Raw genomic sequence first — 16,564 nt, forward strand, 5'->3', positions numbered from 1 at the left:
ACGGATGGTCAAAGCAGGCATGAGGCTTCACCAATCCGTGAGGCGGGGAAGCACCTCAGAAGCTGCCCCGGATGCCGATGCCGAAGGTGCGCGGCGCCGTCATGCTGGCTTCGGTAAGGCCGACAGAGCGGTTTGCCTGCATGAAGGTCGGTACGCGCTCATCGAAGATGTTCTTGACGTAGCTGTAGAATTCGACCTTGTCGTTCAGCTTGTAGCTGACGCGGGCATTGGCAATGGTATAGGCGTCCACGGCATAGCGGGCGTCGTTGGCATCGTCGGAATAGTAGCCATCGGTGTAACGAACGTCACCCGAAAGCGTGATCTGGTCCGTTATATCCCAGCTTGCGCCGAAGGTACCCATGAAGCCCGGAGACTTCTGGAATTCATTGCCCTCATATTCGGTCTTGCTGGACATCTTGGTGATTTCAGTCCGCATGGCGCCAGCAGAGGCCTTCAGGCGAACATTGTCCAGCACCTCGTATTCGGCGCTCAGTTCCAGACCATAGGCATAGGCCTCGTCGGCATTGACCGTGTAATACTGCGTCAGGCCGTTGCCGAGGGAAACGCCGACATAACGCTGGGCGTTCTTCATATCCATGTAGAAGACGTTGGTGCCGAGGACCAGACGGTCATCCAGGAACTTGGCGCGGTTGAACAGCTCGTAGTTCCAGAGCGTTTCTTCCTTGAAGGTCAGCCATTCGCGGGTGCTGGTATTGATGGAGACGCCGCCCGGATTGTAGCCGCGATTGATAAGGCCGCCGACGGTCCAGTCCGGGTTGATGTCGTAAGACAACGAAACCTTGGGCAGCAGGGCCGTGAAGCTCTCGTCATAATCGATAGCGTATTGGCTGCCGCCGGTCGCGTAATAGCCTGTGCGCTGAACCTGGTCATGCTCAAGACGCAAGCCGCCCGTCAATCTCCAGTCGTCGGTCAAACGATAGCTGGCTTCGCCGAAGACGCCGAGATTGTCCTTCTTGTCCTTGAAGACGGACGTCTGGGTCAGGTAGAGCGTTTCGTCGGAATCGGTATGGGCGTAGTAAACACCGATGAAGCCGCTCAGCTTGTCTTCTTCGTCCCCGAAGGTCACGCGGCTTTCGTTCGAGATCGTATTTTGAAGAATGTCGGCGCTGCCATTCGATTGCACGTTGGAAATACGATAGACATTGCTGTCGCTGTATTGCGTCGTGTTGGTCAGCTTGATGCCATTTTCCAGGTCGTAATTGACATCGCCGATCCAGGTATTGGTGAACTGGCGCCAGCTCGGCATATAGGTGGCCTTGCTGTCGAGATCGTCATAAGGCGCGAAGGCGGCTTCCTGGCTGGGGCGATTGCTGTTGTTGTGCGAATAGGTCAGCTTGGCGGTCAGGCCGGAAATTTCCGTCGGTTCCCACAAAAGCTTGAAGCGGGCGTTGAACTCCTGGAAGTCCTGATCCGAATTGCCCTTGGCGAAGGAATTGCTTATGTAATCGATAAAGGTATTGCGACCGGAATAATCCAGCGCCAGACGCGCGGCAAGCTGGTCTTCGACCAGAGCGCCAGAAACCACGCCGGAGGCACGCTTGTAGCCATAGCTGCCCAGCTCTGCCTGATAGGCGGCTTCGCGTTCGAAGGTCGGGTCCTTGGTATTGACCACGATTGCACCGGCAATGGCGTTGGCGCCCTGCGAGGTCGTCTGCGGACCGCGGAACACTTCAATGCTGCTCACATCCCAGATGGAGGAGGCGCCGAACACATATTCGTAATAGCCAAGATAGTGGCCGTCCACATCGATGGAAGCGCGCGGAACCGTGCCCGAAAGGAAGGCGATGGAGCCGGTGTTGGGGCCTTGCGTATCCTGACCGCGAATGACGGGAGCGCTTACCGTATCGGTATAGACGACGTTCGGAACGTCACGGGTGGCTTCCGAAACCGTCGAGTCGCCGGTCTTCTCTTCCTTGATCTTCTTGTCGGTCAGAACCTCGACCGAAGATGCGGTGCGCTGGAGGCTGCGCTCAACCTTTTCGCCGGTAACGACGATCGTGTCGAGAACGGTCTCTTTTTCCTTGTTCGCAGCGTCCTCGGCAAAGGCGGGCATGGCGCCCAACATCGCCAGCGTTACAACGCTCACACTCCGCAACAGGGAGCCCTTTACATTTCGAAACATCACAATCCCCCTTAAGGCACGGGTTTTGCCATTCCTCCCCGCGAGGCACGACAAAACTTGAGTGTCGTAATCATCATTTCGCACCCCCTTGTCAATGTTTGTCGGGCTGAACCTACGGGTTGTGTGTGGATTGTAACATTTTTAGCACAAATCAATTGGGTTCGCTAAAAGTGCAAAGGGTAAAATGTGACCAGGTTGTTACATTGCTCAATCCCGCATCCTTCTTTTCCACAGGTGTTTGGTGAGCGGATACCAAGAAAAGTCGTATAATTATAGGTGCATGGCGCGAGCTGTGCATGGGGTGGGAAAAATCGGAGCCGGATAGACGTACGCCTTATTTCGACATGCGCCATGTCGCAGCGATAAACATGATAAAAACACCCATGTTTTTATTGCAGTGCGATCTCTTGGCGGCTATAGTCTTGGCCCGACATAGAAAAACAACCCCCGGTGGCCTTCGCGCCTGACCGGGTGGGCGGTTGGCAGGCCGGATCCGCTGGTCGTTTACCGTAGGCCACAGGAAAATTCAGAACATGAACACGCATGACAGTCTTGTCTCCACGCCCGATCGCGCGCCCCGGCGTCAACGTTATCCCGTGGTGTTGCGCCAGCTTGAGGTGCTGGACGTGCGGGTGCTCAGCCGGTCCATGGTCAGGGTCGTGTTGGGAGGTGAGGAGCTGAAGGGTTTTGCCAGCCTTGGCTTCGACGATCATGTGAAGATGTTTTTTCCCGTGCCGGGTGATGTTGTTCCCATTTTGCCGCATGTGGGGCCGGACGGTCTGGAAATGCGCAAAGACGGGTTGAAGCCGCTGGCGCGCGATTACACGCCCCGCCATTTCGATGCGGCGAAAAATGAACTCCACATCGATTTCGCCATCCATCACGAGGGGCCTGCCAGTCTGTGGGCGCGTGCGGTCAAGCCGGGAGACGGGGCATGGATTGCCGGGCCGCGGGGTTCTTTCATCATTCCCTTCACGTTTGACTGGCATTTGCTGGTCAGCGACGAGACGGGCCTTCCTGCTGTTCAGCGCCGGCTTGCGGAGCTGCCGGCCTCCGCGCGGGCTTTGGTGCTGGTGGAGGTGGATGGCCGGGAAGACGAGTTGCCCATGGAAAGCGCTGCCGAGGTGGAGACGATCTGGGTTCACCGGCATAAAGGGTCTGTCGCGATTGAAGCTCCGCTCGTATCGGCGCTGCGAGAGCGCGCGCTGCCGCAAGGCGATGGATTTGCCTGGATCGGCTGCGAATCGGCTGTTGCAAAGGATCTGCGGCGTCTTCTGGTGGAAGAGCGCGGCATGAATCCAAAATGGGTGCGCGCATCCGGCTATTGGCGTCGCGGCGCATCCGGGGTGCATGATCATTATGATGAGTAAAAGCATTTCCAGGGAAAGTGGCCTCCGGTTTCCCGTCCGGAAATGCGAAGGCAAAAGCATTTCCAGGGAAAGTGGCCTCCGGTTTCCCGTCCGGAAATGCGAAGAAAAAAGCATTTCCAGGGAAAGTGGCTTCCGGTTTCCCGTCCGGAAATGCGAAGAAAAAAGCATTTCCAGGGAAAGTGGGCTCCGGTTTTCTTTTTAGGCAATAAAACAAAAGGCTGGAGCGTGGGCGGGCGGATCGTTCGCCGGAAGGCTTCGGATCGATTTCAGGGAGACATTAATGGCGGATCATCTTCACGCGGTGAAGCTTGACGATGCGCGGGCGATGATGCGTGGTGCGATCGCGCCGCGTCAGCCGTCTGATTTTCAGCAACAGATCTGGCTTGAGGCGCAGCAAATGCCGGAGATGGTGCAGAAGCAGGCTGTGGCCTTGTCGCTTCCGCCGGAAATCGATGCGTTGCGCGTGATCTCGGCATTGCGACGTCTCATTCAGTCTCATCCGGAGCTTAATCAACGGCTGGCTTTCAATGACGAGGGCTCGCTCGTTGCCGTTTCGGGTGCGGCAGTGGAAGAATGCTACAGCCTGACCAGCACGCCGCATCGGGCAGCGGCGCTCGATCTCATCTTGCAGCGCCAGCGGCAGGGGTCGGACAGCGAGGCCGTGCCGCCCTTCGAGGCGCATGTGTTCATGACTGCGGGCGAAGTGATCCTTGGCCTGCTCATGCATGATATTCTGGCGGAAAGCTGGAGCCTCGAGCGGCTGATGGAAGCCTTGGCATCGATTCTGGCGGGGGCGGGTTCGGCAGCGAGGGACGTGGCAGATGCCAGGCTTGCGCGGCTGCCGGTTTCCACGCTTGCCGGTCATGGCTGGCTTGGCGCACGTATGAATGCCGAGAGCTGCATCTTGCGGCCTGCGGAGGATGCGCGTTTTCCGGGCCCGGAGAAGATGGAAGGACTGGCAAGCTGGCAGGTGCGCCTACCGGTGGCCAGCTTGCGGCAGGCGGGATTGGCGGATCTCTCCGGCAGGGCGCTGATCGAAGCCGTCGGGGCGGAATTTTCGGCCTTCCTGCATGGCTTTGCGGGCGTCGATCGGATCTGGATGGCGCTGCCCCGTGACACAAGCCCGCAAATGGCCATGGCCTCCCGCTGGGTCGATCTGACGGGCAACCGGCAGTTTCTGTTGCAATCTCCCCGGACAAGGACAGAAGCGCTTTCTCAACTGGCGAAGGAAGACAGTGCGGCGGATGTGCCGGACGTGGTGGACGCGACAGTGACTTTGGCCTTCCGGCAGTCTGCGGAGCGCTTCTTTGCTGCCGCGAGCCTTGCCGCGCGGGCGCTTGCGCTGCCTGCCTTGCAGGACGGGCCGGATTTTCATCTTTCCATTGGCAGTGATGGCGCTGGCCAGGGCGAAATCGAGCTGATGCTGACGGCCGGACGAGGCGTGTCTGCCGAAGCAGGTGGTTTTCTCATGGACCGGTTCCTGCATTGGCTGGCACAGGAGGTGCGGTCCGACGCAAACGCCGACGCCGGGCAGGGCTCTCATCAGGCCACGACGATGGAAGACATCATTCTTGCCGAGTTCAGGGAGGCGCTTTCCTCTCCGGCCATGGGGCCTGAAGATGATTTCTTCGATCATGGCGGTCACTCGCTGATTGCCACCCGCATCATCGGCCGCCTGCTCAGCCTTCACGGCGTCGAGATACAGTTCAACGATCTGTTCAGTGCGCCGACGGCCCGTGGTCTTGCCCTGCGGGCAAAGCGCCATCTTTCCGTGGTGGCCGATGCTGCGCCTTGCGGTACAGGCGAGGAAACCGCGCCGCTTTCACGGGCGCAGATGTCGCTGTGGAAGGCCTATTCGGCTTTCGGATTCGGCGATATTTTCAACATTCCCTTTGCGCTGGAATTCCTCGATCCGGTGGACGAGACGGTTTTCCATGCCGCCTTTCGCGATGTGCTTCTGCGTCATCCGGGCCTTCGCAGCCTGTTTTCCGAGGACGGTGGCACGGTCTCCCAGAAAGTGGTGCCGGAGGACCGGCTCGATGACTATCGCTGGTTCTGGACGACCGATCAAAGCGAGGGTGTGACGCGCCAGCAGGAAGCTGGCTATTGTTTCGATCTGTCCCGTGAGCTGCCGGTCAGGCTGCGCTTCGTGAAAGAGGCGGGCAAGGCGCATCAGGTTCTTTCCTTCCTCTTCCATCACATCGTGCTGGATGAGTGGTCGGTCAATCTTTTGATGGACGAGCTGAAGCTTGCCTATCGCGCCCGGGCAGCAGGTAATGACGTGGTATGGCCGAACAATCCGGCGCCCTTCCAGGACTTTGCGCGAAAGCAGCTTGCCGAAGGCGTGGACCCGCGACATCTGGCCTACTGGACGGAAATGCTGGGCGATGCGCCGCGGGAACTGGTGCTGTTTCCGGCTAAGGGCGATGGGGCGGCAGCCAGCCAGCCCAGCTCTCCGGCGGGCGGCTGGGTGGAGTTCAAGCTGCAAAGGCAGGTCTCCGAGGGCTTGTACGCCCTTGCAAAGGAAAACAGTGCCTCGCTGTTCAATGTGGCCTATGCCGGCATTTCGGGCGCGCTGCATCGTCTCGGCGGGTTGACCGATCTGGTGATCGGCACCTCGGCGTCCGGCCGCACCGATGCCGCCTATTTCGATACGATCGGTTATTTCACCACCGTCGTTGCGCATCGGTTGCGCTTCTCGCCTGACATGACGGTCGGAGCGCTGATCGATCAGGCCAGATCGGTGGTCAATACGTCCATGCCCTTTACCGATATTCCCATTGACCTCATCGAGGAGGCGCTGGGCATGGCGCCGGGGCAAGACCATCTTTTCGAGGTCTTCATCCAGATCCACGCCCGCAACAAGCTGAATGGCGCGCTTGAGCGTTCCGATGGAGCGGAGATTGCCTTCCGTCAGGTCGATCCGGACAAGCATGAATCGCTGCTCGGCTTGCAGTTCGAGGTGATGGAGGAAATTATCGATGGCGAGCGCATGATCCGGGTGCTGATGAGCTATCGCGCCGACCGCTACGGCGCAGAGGCGGTGGAAAAGCTTACCCGAACCGCGCAGGCTGTGTTCGAGGCCTTTGCAATGCCGGGCGCTGCCAGCCGCAGCCTTGCCGACCTCCCGGCGTTCTTGTAACGGCGCTCCTTGAAGCACATGCATTCTGACGCTATATTGCGTCAGAATGCATGGTGAAGGAGCTTGAAATGGGCCTGGTTCAGTATGCGGAAAATGGCTTTTTCGCACCCCAGAAAATTGCCGAGGTCTTCAGGACGACGAGTGGCGAAGTGGCGCGCTCGGCTGGCCTTGGCAAGGATGCCGTGCAACGCAAGGAACGCATCGCCTCTGACCGGACGCAGCGGCGGCTACGGGAGATGGTGGAAATCGTCAACAAGGTCGAGCCTCGGTTTGGTTCGGCGCTGATTGCCTTTGCGTGGTACCGCTCCGAGCCGCTGGCGGGTTTTTCGGGCCGCACGGCCATGCAGCTCGTGCAGGAGGGGCGGGCTGGCGAGGTGCTGGACTATATCGATGCCGTCGATGCCGGCATACATGCCTGAGCCGACATGCGCTATGATGGCAAGCTTTACCGTGCCCTGAACCCGGTTTATGCCCGTGAACCGCTGTCGGGACGAGGCGCCGAGCTTTATGGCGGGCGCTTCAATAGAAAGGGCGTTCCTGCCCTTTACACCTCTCTTTCCATCCTCACGGCCATTCGCGAAGCAAATCAGGTGGGAAGCCTTCAACCCTTGACGCTTGTCAGCTACGAGGCGGCCATAGAGCTGGTCTTCGACTGTCGCGATGAGCGTGCCCTTGCGTCCCATGCCATGAGTGACGACGTTCTGGCGTCGCCCGCATGGCGGGATGACATGGCGCTGCACGGGCTTTCTGCCACGCAGCGCTTTGCCGAAAGCCTGATGGCAGCAGGCTTCAGTGGGCTTATCGTCCGCAGTTTTGCACCGGGGGCGGCAGCAAGCGACCTGAATATGGTGCTGTGGCGCTGGGGGCCGGATGCCCCTTGCGCTTTACACCTCATAGATGACGAAGATCGTCTCTCCCGTGCCTGACAGGAAGAACTTAAGACCGGAAAGTGGGAGCCGTTTTCACCCCGTCGCAAGGCTGGCGATCGGGCGATCCAGTGCGCCAGGCTCCAGGGCGGCGGCGAGAAAGGCGGGCAGCGCCGCCTTGTGCTTCTCGAAGGCTGCAACATCCGTGGTCAGCGTATCGCAATCCATCGAGACACTGAGGTCGCTGCCATCTTCCTCGCCGCGATAGGTGAGGTTGAAGCCGTCTCCAGGGCCGTTGGCCAGCACGCGCCGTCTGACCTCCAGCTTGCCGAAGGTCGGGGCGCTGAAGGGCAGGACGTTGATCAGCGGTGAGAAAAAGAAGCGGCTTCCTTTTGCAATCCCGTAATCGGCCGCGATCTCCTCGATCCGGTAGCGGCCGTGGATGCGCTGTTTGCGCATGGTTGCACTCATTCTGCTGAGGAAGCCACGAAGCGTCTCGTCATCCATTCTGGAAATATGCAGGGGCAGAATGTTCACCAGCATAGCAGGCATATGCGCCCCGACACTGCCCCATCGGCTCATGAATGGCAGCCACAGGGTCAGGCCATTCGCCTGATGGCGCCAGGGACCGACCAGCTTTTCGTTGAGGTAAAGCCCGCTCAGCAGCGTCAGAAGGTCCGGCCAGCCCATCCGCAATTCCCGCGCGGCTTCGGCAAGTCTTTCAGAGAGCAGGCCGGGCAGGGTGGCTTTATGATGCAGACCGGCTGCACCGTAATCCTCTGCCTCCTTGCTCAAGACCGGCAATGGCGGCAGCCCGGCCACATAGTCGCGCCAGAAGGAACCATCGCTTTTGTGGCGGGGGCTGGTCCGATAGGCCTCTTCCTCATCCAGAAAATCGGGATAGGCATGGAAGGACGGCCCGGCCTGTCCGACGCCCGCGAAGTGGCTGTAGAGCTGGCCGCAGCGATTTTCCATCAGGGTCAGGCCGTAGCCGTCCACAATGATATGGTGGGCGCGCAGATACCAGAGATAATGCTGCTCACCAAGGCGAAACAGGATCTGCGCCGAAAGACGATCCCGCGTAAGATCGAGTTCGGCCTCCACATCCGCCTTCATGCGTTGCTCGGCTTCAGCGGCGGGATCGGCGTGATGGCGAAGGTCGATGCGCTCAAGCGCTGGACGGCGGGCGGGATCGAGCCTTTGGCGGGGCGGGTTCTCCGCGCCCTGGGTGACGAACTCCACGCAAAGCACATCGCTTTCGGCGATGGTCGTTTCGATTGCCCGGATCAGGGCTGCTTCATCGACCTCGCCCCTGACCTCGATGCCATGGGCAACGGTGGAAAGCGGCTCGTCTGGATGGCAGCAGAACTCCTCCCAGAAATCCAGTTGCGGGAGCGTGAGGGGCAGGGCCGGAGCGGCATGGCTGCGAGCGGACATGGATATTTCCTTGTTCATGATCTCAAAGCTTGACGGGGTGGCGCAACGGACGCCTTCAAGCATTGTGAGGAAAACCCTTTGCGGTCTTCCGGTCCTGTACTCTGAAGGATGGCAGCGGAAGCCGGACCGGCAAACGCGGCCCTGGCATCCGCTCGCCGTGGAAGGCGGTTCGGCAAGGTGTTTTCACCGGCTGTTCTTTCGCGCAGACGCCAGTGCCGCGACCTGTTCGGCCGTGCGGCAACGGGCAAGAGCCGGAACCGGAAGGTCGATGCCAAGCTCTTCCCTCAACCGGAGAGAGATGGTTTTGAGGTGCGACGGCAGGAGGCCAGCGCGCAGAAAATCGCCCGCTGGCCCAAGGGCCGCCGCATTCCTGCCATCGATCACGGCCTTGTAAATGGCCGCTATCCTGACCGGTCCATCATCATTGGCGGCGGGGACTTGCGGCGTTACGGCGAGAGGGGCATTTGGCCGGTCGCGCTGGCGCAGGACCGGTGCATCGGCTCTCGCCGGGCGTGGCGCGCTGGCGGCCTGTTCCAGCAGAGCCCGCGCCTTGCGGCGGTCGGGCTTGCCATTGGCTGAAAGCGGCAAATCCTCCACCGCCAGAAAAAGCCCCGGCACATGCGATTGCGGCAGATGCTGGAGTGCGAAGCTGCGGAGCGCTGCCGGTGTCGGCGGATTTTCCACCGCCCCGACATAGAGCAGCCCGATTGCCGTTTCTCCCTGCCTTTCGGCGCCATAATCCACGACCATGGCGCGACGCAGGTCCGGATGGGCGGCAAATTCATTTTCGATGTCCGGCAGCGAAACGCGAACGCCCCTGATCTTGACATAGCCGTTGACGCGGCTGTCGAATATCAGGCGCCCATCGCGGCGATATTTGCCCCGGTCGCCGGTGCGGAAGGCGCGCACAGCCACGCCATGTTCGTCCTCGACCGTCACGAAGTCGGTCTGGGTCAGCCTCGCATCCTCAAGATAGCCCAGCGCAACGTTGACGCCAGCCGTGTGAATGCGGCCCACCACGCCCGCCGGGCAATGGCGGCCCTGGTCGTCCAGCACGAAATAGCGATTTCCCGGCAGCGGCTCGCCATAGGGGATGAGATCGTGATCCTGCGGGCCGATTTCGTGCCAGATGCTCCAGATCGTCGTTTCCGTTGGCCCTCCCAGGGATACGAGCCGCAGCGAAGGCTTGCGCCGTCTCAGATCGGCAATCACCGCTGGTTTGATATAGTCTCCGCCCTGGGCGATCAGACGCAGACTGCCGAGCGAATTGCCCGGACGGCAGGCGAGGAACATGTCGAGAATGGCAGGAACCGAACACCAGAGGCTGACGCCGTGGCGGTCCACCAGCCGGTTCCAGGCCATGGCATCCTTTTCTTCGCCCGCTGCCGGTTGCACCAGCGTTGCCCCGGCGGCAAACGCGCCGAACACATCGAATATCGACATGTCGTGATGCAATGGCGTTACGGAAATAAACACATCCTCTGCTGTCACCGCCCAGTTTTCCAGCGTGCGGCCAATGACATTATCGGTTGCACGATTGTTCAGCACCACGCATTTGGGCCGTCCCGTGGTGCCGGAGGTGTAGAGATAGTAGGCTGGCTCTTCCGAAAGGCTCAACATTCGGGGATCGGGGCAATCGGCAAGCGTGTCCGTTGCCGGATGGTGGGCAAGCAGGGCTTCGGGCGTAATGAACCGGTGCCGTCCGGCCATTTCCGCATCGGGCGCGGCAAGGCTGACAACCAGATCGGGCTTGCAGTTTTCCAGAAGATAGGCAAGCCGGTCTGAAGGGGAGGAGGCATCGATCGGCACCCAGATCACGCCGGACAGTGCTGCCGCCAGAGCCACCATACTGTGTTCCGGCGAGCGGGCGAGCGCAATGGCAACGACATTGCCGGTGCGGATGTCTAACTGGCGGAAGGCTTGGAGAATCCGCGCCACACCATTTCCCAGTTCCGCGTAGCTCAGGCTTCTTTCGGCCTGCACAATGGCATTTCTGGCCGGTGGGTTCAGGAAAAGGTGGTCTGCGATCCTGTCCAGAAATGCGTAAGGAACGGCATCCTGCGGTGTGCTGTTGCGATGATAATGGGAAACCGCAACCGGATTGATGGAGCCAAGGTCGAGCGATTGTTGCCAGTGGATGGCCTCGGCAAGCCGTGCGACGACCGCGAGCAGATCGGCAACGGTGGCGGCGTCGAAGGCCGAACGCGCATAATCGATATCGAAGCGCAGCTGGCCATCCATGTCTTTTGAAAAGCGCAGGTCCATTGCCACCTGCGGCGTCTGGGTGCGACTGCCGTGCAGTGCCACGGGCGCGACTTTCGGCAGCATCGGCCAGGAAAGGCCATTGGTGATGACGACGGGCAGCTGGAGCTGGCCCGGCGCATTGCCCATCAGCAGCCGGTTGAGATCGATGCCGGAAAAGGCCAGATGATCGAGCCCTTCGAGAACATCCTGTTGTAGACGCGCGGCCCGGCGCGCGAAATCGTCTTCGCGGGCGCGCCAGTCGAGCGCAATGAAGCTGGAGCGGTTCTGCAATGGCAGCCCCGGCCCGCCCTGCGGTGCGACGGGAAGGCCGACGGTCAGCGTGCCTTCGCTCAGGAAGTGCGAAAGTGCTTCCAGAAGCAGGGCGGTGAGAATGGAATTGGCAAAGAGACCAGCCTTGGCGCCTGCACGCAACAGGCTGGTGCCGGTCTCTTTCGAAAGCGTCAGGCTCTGGCGATCATAGCGCGATGTGGCGATTTTTTCCGGTGGCTGGAGATAGGGCAATTGCGGTGGCCCGCCCGTGGCGGCAAGTTTTTCCGTCCAGTATTGCTGATCGGCATGACGGCGGGCTTCGTCCAGGCCGTCTTCGGCAGGCGGATCAGCCTCCTGTGCCTGAAGCTCATGCGTGCCGAAGAGATCGGTCATCAATGCCGCAATCGATCTGCCATCGGCAATCAGCGCATCGATGCGCAGGAAAATAACGGCTTCTCCGCCGGGTAATTGAAATGCCATGACCTGCCAAGGCGAGGTGGAAAGATCGCTGAGGGCATGGGCAAACGCCTCCCGCCGCGCCTCCACGGAAGCCAGCGCTGCCTCGCGCGGCATATGGGTGAGGTCGATAGGTTCGAAATGCACCTTTGGCTGGGCATCGATCCGCGCCACGAGGCGCTCCGCATCGATGACTGTGCGCAGTGCCGGATGAGCCTGCACCAGGGATTGCAGTCTTTGCTCTAGCCAGCGCAAATCGAGGCTGCCGCGATATTCGCGGAATTCCTGCATGGCAACGCCGCCCAGCGGCAGGGCATTGCTGCGCCCCATGAGATAGGCCTTTTGCAGGCCGGTCAGCGGCCATTCGATCGGGCGTTGGGGATCCGGCATCGTCTTTGCCTCCAGATGGGCCGGATGTCCGGCGATTTTGGTCAGCAGGCCCGCATAGCCATGGAAGAAATCGTCAACAAAGGCATCCGGCAAGGCATCCTGGCGAATGTCCCAGTTGAGAAAAAGTCCGCCATCCATGGTGGCGATCTGGGCGTCGATGGCCACATGCGGGCCCTCGGAGATCACATAGGTCATCTCGCCGAACACTCTCTTCACCCGCTCGCTCAGCAGAGTGTCAGACGGGTGGCCGGGACCGAGCGAAAGTCCGGCGGTGAAGACGACAGGTGCGACTTCCAGTGCGCCGGTGTGTCGGGATAGGTCCCGCATCACATGAACGCCCGGATAGGAGGCATGGCCCAGGGCGCCCGCCACCGAAACGCCCACCTGCCGCGCCAGGTCCGCCAGCGACGAGGCGCGGTCGAGATCGACACTGATGACCAGGACATTGGCAAATTCGCCGACGATACGCTCCACCTGCGGCACAAGTCTCTCGCGCCAGAAACCGGGAACGTTCAGCCGGAAGCGCCGTGCGCCCGTGGCCTTGCCGAGTTCGGCGGCAAACAAGGCCAGCAGAAGAACCGAAAGCGTTACCCGGCCTTTGCGGGCGCAGGCCTGAAGGCTTTGGCGCTGTTGCGGTGAAAGCCGCGCGCTCAGCCTTCTACTTCGGATTGTGCTTCCCGTCGGCGTGATCGGGAGTGGCGGGGCAGGTGCAATTTCTCCCAGCCTGGCCTGCCACCAGTTCCGGTCGGCCTTCATACGCTCAAGCCGATCCGGCGCGGACATCAAGGCGGCGAGATAGTCTTCATAGCTGCCGATGCCGCCGTCCCATGGCTTTTGAGGGTCCTCATAAAGAGAGGCGAGATCATCCATGAGTGTAAGAAAGCTGACCGGATCGATTGCGGCCATGTCGCAATCAAGATGGAATCGGCTTCTGCCTTCGGGCAATTGGCTGAGGCTGGCCACCAGGGCCTTGCCTTTAGAAAGATCAAGGCCGGTGCCGCAAAGGGCCGCGCGACGGTGCTCCAGCCATTCATTCACAGAAGTTGCATATTTATTATCGTATATTTCTGTGGAAAACGGAATTAAACCCGCTTCATCAATAATTTGATATGCAGACTCTACAATTTTAAGACGTGTATTGGGATGCGCCGCGGCAAGACGTTCAAGGGCTGCCTCCAGTCGTCCGGCATTGAGCCCGGTGCCGTCGAACTCCGCGTAAAGATGGGCGGTTACGCCGCCGAGCGGGCCGGTTGCGTTGCGGCCTGCCCAGTAGGCTGCCTGCATGGGTGTAAGAGATTTCATTTTACGTCATACCGTTGACAAAACATGATGAATATACTCAGGTATAAACCAACGTCAACTACACGCAAAGGATGTTCCCATGTCAGCCGGAACTTCGAGATTGTATTACGAAGAGCCCGTCGCCATTGCCGGGCATGAGGCCCGCCTCGCCTTTTCCAGCGCGGGCCGTGAACTCAAGGCCGACGCCATACGCGAAACCATTGTCATTGCGGCGCGCGGGAGCGAACGATCCGACAGTCCTCTTCAACAGGAAATTGCATCCGCCTTTGCGCGGGCGCGACAGGCAGGGCAGGCCAATCCGTTGGTTTTCGGCGCCATTCCCTTCGATGTCGATGAGCCATCCTGCCTGCATGTGCCGGAAAGCTATCGCTGGGAAGATATGGCCTCTCCCACGCTTGCAGAGGTATCGCTGCCTGCGCTCGTGGCGCAAAAGGCCGTGCCGGATGAGGCTGGTTTCAAGCGTTGTGTGGAATTGGCGGTCGCCAATTTCAAGCTCAGCGATGTGCGCAAGGCGGTCTTGTCCACGACGCGAGAGCTTGAATTTGCCGACGCGGTGGATGTGGAGCAGATCCTTGCCCGGCTTGGAGCGCAAAACAGCTCCGGCTACCGCTTCCGCGTGCCGATGGCCGATGGCGGTACGCTGGTCGGTATCAGCCCTGAACTTCTGCTGCGCAAGCAGGGGGCGTCTGTGGTGTCCAATCCGCTGGCCGGTTCGGCGCGCCGTCTTGCCGATCCGGCGGCAGACCGCGCCAATGCCGATCAGCTTGCCGCATCCGAGAAGGATCACTACGAACACAGCCTCGTCATCGAGGATATTCGCGATCGCCTTTCCCCGCATTGCGCTTTGCTCGACGTGCCGGAAAAGCCGTCGCTGATCAGCACGGCGGCGCTTTGGCATCTTTCCACCCGCATTGAAGGCACGGCGGCCGATGCCCGCCAGAATGCCTTGCAACTGGCATCTGTCCTGCATCCGACGCCTGCCGTTTGCGGCTTCCCCACGGAGCGCGCCCGGCGGCTCATTCGCTTTGTCGAACCCTTCGAGCGAGGTCTTTTCACCGGCATGGTCGGCTGGATGGATGCTCAGGGCAATGGCGAATGGGTGGTGACGATCCGCTGCGGTACGGTGCATGAAAACCGCGTTCGCCTGTTTGCTGGCGCCGGCATCGTGGAAGCCTCGGATCCGCAAGCGGAGTGGAACGAGGTGCAGACCAAGCTCGGCACCATGCTCAAGGCCTTCGGGCTTGGCGATTGAGCCTTTCGAAGCAAACGGATTTCCTCATGAGCATTGAATTTACCCCCTGGCCGGATGATCTGGCCGCGCTTTATCGCAAGAAAGGCTACTGGATCGGCCAGCCGCTGACAGAGGCATTGGAACGCCAGGCCGCCGAGCGTCCAGAGGCCGTTGCGGTCATTTGCGGCGACCGCACCATCACCTATGGCCAGCTTGACAGGCTTTCGGGCAATCTTGCCGGGCAGCTTGCGCTGCGAGGCCTCGGCCACGGCGATCGCGCCGTCGTGCAATTGCCGAATATCGCGGAATTCTACATCACTTTCTTTGCCTTGCTGAAGGCTGGAATTGCCCCGGTCAACGCGCTGTTCAGCCACAAGCAGAGCGAGCTTCTGGCCTACGCATCGCAGCTTCGGCCCCGGCTTTTCATTGCAGACCGGCGCCATTCCGTCTTTGCCGATGACCGCTTCCTGGGCGAGTTGCGCCGGGAGGTGCCGGAGCTGACCCATGTGCTTTTCCATGGCGCGGGGGAAGAAGATGAAAGCCTTGAGGCGTTGATGGGCGAGGCGCCTGCGCGCGTCGTGGACTATCGGCCATCCCCGGCCTCGCAGGTGGCGTTTTTCCAGTTGTCCGGCGGCAGCACCGGGCAGCCCAAGCTCATTCCCCGCACCCATGACGATTATGATTACAGTGTGCGCGCCAGTGTGGACATTTGTGGCGTCACGGCGGACACGCGCTATCTCTGCGCCCTTCCCGCAGCGCATAACTATCCGATGAGTTCGCCGGGCGCGCTTGGGGTATTCCATGCGGGTGGAACCGTGGTGATGGCGCCAAATCCCGATCCGCAGACCTGCTTTCGGTTGATCGCTGCCCATGGCGTTACCATGGTGGCGCTTGTGCCGCCCGCCGTTTCGCTGTGGCTCGATGCCGCCGCCGGGTCGTCGCACGATCTTTCCAGCCTCGCGCTTGTGCAGGTGGGGGGCGCAAGCTTTGCCGAGGCGCTTGCGCGGCAGGTGCCGGAAAAACTGGGCGCGAAGCTGCAACAGGTTTTCGGCATGGCGGAGGGGCTGGTCAATTACACCCGTCTCGATGATCCCGACGAGCTTGTCTTCACTACGCAGGGCAGGCCGATCAGCCCGGATGACGAGGTTCGCATTGTCGATGAAAGCGGCAATGCCGTGCCGGAGGGGGAGGCCGGGCTTCTTGCCACGCGCGGCCCCTACACCTTCCGCGGCTATTATCGCAGCCCCGAGCAGAATGGCCGCGTCTTCGACCGCGACGGCTTCTATTATTCCGGCGATGTCGTGCAGCGCACGCCGGAGGGCAATCTACGGGTGGTTGGCCGGGTGAAGGACGTGATCAATCGCGGCGGTGAGAAGGTGGCGTCGGAGGAAATCGAAAACCTGCTGCTGCGCCATCAGGATGTCACCCATGCCGCCCTGGTGGCCGTGGAAGACAAGCTGCTGGGAGAAAAAAGCTGCGCCTTCGTGGTGTCGCGCAACGAGGAACTGAAGGCGGTGGCCCTGCGCCGTCATCTGATGGGCCTTGGTGTTGCCGATTACAAACTGCCCGACCGCGTGCGCTTCATCGATGCCATGCCGCTGACACCGGTGGGCAAGATCGACAAGAAAATTCTGCGCCAAATGGCCAACGAACTGGCCCTTCCCTGAGAACAGAGATTTTGAGCCTTTCCATCCGGTCTCATTGCGCCACGGA

The 16,564-nt window shown here is 60.6% G+C and carries 9 protein-coding genes; 6 read left to right on the forward strand and 3 right to left on the reverse strand.

Annotated features, from left to right (window positions below; genetic code table 11):
- Positions 1-55: 55 nt before the first annotated feature.
- Positions 56-2,143: a TonB-dependent receptor gene (locus T424_RS0113275; RefSeq protein WP_027488161.1), complete on the reverse strand. Its 2,088-nt coding sequence runs from the start codon at positions 2,141-2,143 to the stop codon at positions 56-58.
- Positions 2,144-2,676: 533 nt separating this feature from the next.
- On the opposite strand from T424_RS0113275, the gene T424_RS0113280 reads away from it, so the two are divergent.
- The 4 genes from T424_RS0113280 (at position 2,677) to T424_RS0113300 (ending at position 7,581) form a co-directional block, all read left to right on the forward strand.
- Entirely contained in the window at positions 2,677-3,513 is an 837-nt protein-coding gene (locus T424_RS0113280) for a siderophore-interacting protein (RefSeq protein ID WP_027488162.1), read from the forward strand.
- Between the two features lie 280 nt (positions 3,514-3,793).
- Entirely contained in the window at positions 3,794-6,655 is a 2,862-nt protein-coding gene (locus T424_RS0113290; protein ID WP_051558972.1) for a condensation domain-containing protein, read from the forward strand.
- A 68-nt stretch (positions 6,656-6,723) separates the two neighbouring features.
- The gene (locus T424_RS0113295) at positions 6,724-7,074 is read left to right on the forward strand and encodes an antitoxin Xre/MbcA/ParS toxin-binding domain-containing protein (protein ID WP_027488165.1); all 351 of its coding nucleotides are present in this window, start codon (positions 6,724-6,726) and stop codon (positions 7,072-7,074) included.
- A gap of 6 nt (positions 7,075-7,080) precedes the next feature.
- A complete protein-coding gene (locus tag T424_RS0113300; RefSeq protein WP_027488166.1) occupies positions 7,081-7,581 on the forward strand; it encodes an RES family NAD+ phosphorylase in 501 nt (166 codons plus the stop codon).
- A gap of 36 nt (positions 7,582-7,617) precedes the next feature.
- On the opposite strand, the gene T424_RS0113305 is transcribed toward T424_RS0113300, so the two are convergent.
- Together T424_RS0113305 and T424_RS0113310 are read right to left on the reverse strand one after the other, a co-directional pair.
- Complete coding sequence (locus T424_RS0113305) at positions 7,618-8,958, reverse strand: condensation domain-containing protein (protein ID WP_027488167.1); 1,341 nt, start codon at positions 8,956-8,958, stop codon at positions 7,618-7,620.
- Positions 8,959-9,141: 183 nt separating this feature from the next.
- On the reverse strand, positions 9,142-13,620 hold the full coding sequence (locus tag T424_RS0113310; RefSeq protein WP_245269554.1) for an amino acid adenylation domain-containing protein: 4,479 nt from the start codon (positions 13,618-13,620) through the stop codon (positions 9,142-9,144).
- Between the two features lie 79 nt (positions 13,621-13,699).
- Between T424_RS0113310 and T424_RS0113315 the strand changes: the two genes are divergently transcribed.
- Positions 13,700-14,872, forward strand: a complete 1,173-nt coding sequence (locus T424_RS0113315) for an isochorismate synthase (RefSeq protein ID WP_084268500.1) — start codon at positions 13,700-13,702, stop codon at positions 14,870-14,872.
- Between the two features lie 26 nt (positions 14,873-14,898).
- Entirely contained in the window at positions 14,899-16,518 is a 1,620-nt protein-coding gene (locus tag T424_RS0113320; protein WP_027488170.1) for a (2,3-dihydroxybenzoyl)adenylate synthase, read from the forward strand.
- Positions 16,519-16,564 lie beyond the last annotated feature (46 nt).

Source organism: Allorhizobium undicola ORS 992 = ATCC 700741 (genome assembly GCF_000621665.1).
Classification (GTDB): Bacteria; Pseudomonadota; Alphaproteobacteria; order Rhizobiales; family Rhizobiaceae; genus Allorhizobium; species Allorhizobium undicola.

Excerpts from the sequence above, each read along its gene's own strand:
- T424_RS0113280 (WP_027488162.1), top strand. The coding sequence starts at position 2,677 with ATGAACACGCATGACAGTCTTGTCTCCACGCCCGATCGCGCGCCCCGG.
- T424_RS0113315 (WP_084268500.1), top strand. The coding sequence starts at position 13,700 with ATGTCAGCCGGAACTTCGAGATTGTATTACGAAGAGCCCGTCGCCATT.
- T424_RS0113305 (WP_027488167.1), bottom strand. The coding sequence starts at position 8,958 with ATGTCCGCTCGCAGCCATGCCGCTCCGGCCCTGCCCCTCACGCTCCCG.
- T424_RS0113290 (WP_051558972.1), top strand. The coding sequence starts at position 3,794 with ATGGCGGATCATCTTCACGCGGTGAAGCTTGACGATGCGCGGGCGATG.
- T424_RS0113295 (WP_027488165.1), top strand. The coding sequence starts at position 6,724 with ATGGGCCTGGTTCAGTATGCGGAAAATGGCTTTTTCGCACCCCAGAAA.
- T424_RS0113275 (WP_027488161.1), bottom strand. The coding sequence starts at position 2,143 with ATGTTTCGAAATGTAAAGGGCTCCCTGTTGCGGAGTGTGAGCGTTGTA.
- T424_RS0113310 (WP_245269554.1), bottom strand. The coding sequence starts at position 13,620 with ATGAAATCTCTTACACCCATGCAGGCAGCCTACTGGGCAGGCCGCAAC.
- T424_RS0113300 (WP_027488166.1), top strand. The coding sequence starts at position 7,081 with ATGCGCTATGATGGCAAGCTTTACCGTGCCCTGAACCCGGTTTATGCC.
- T424_RS0113320 (WP_027488170.1), top strand. The coding sequence starts at position 14,899 with ATGAGCATTGAATTTACCCCCTGGCCGGATGATCTGGCCGCGCTTTAT.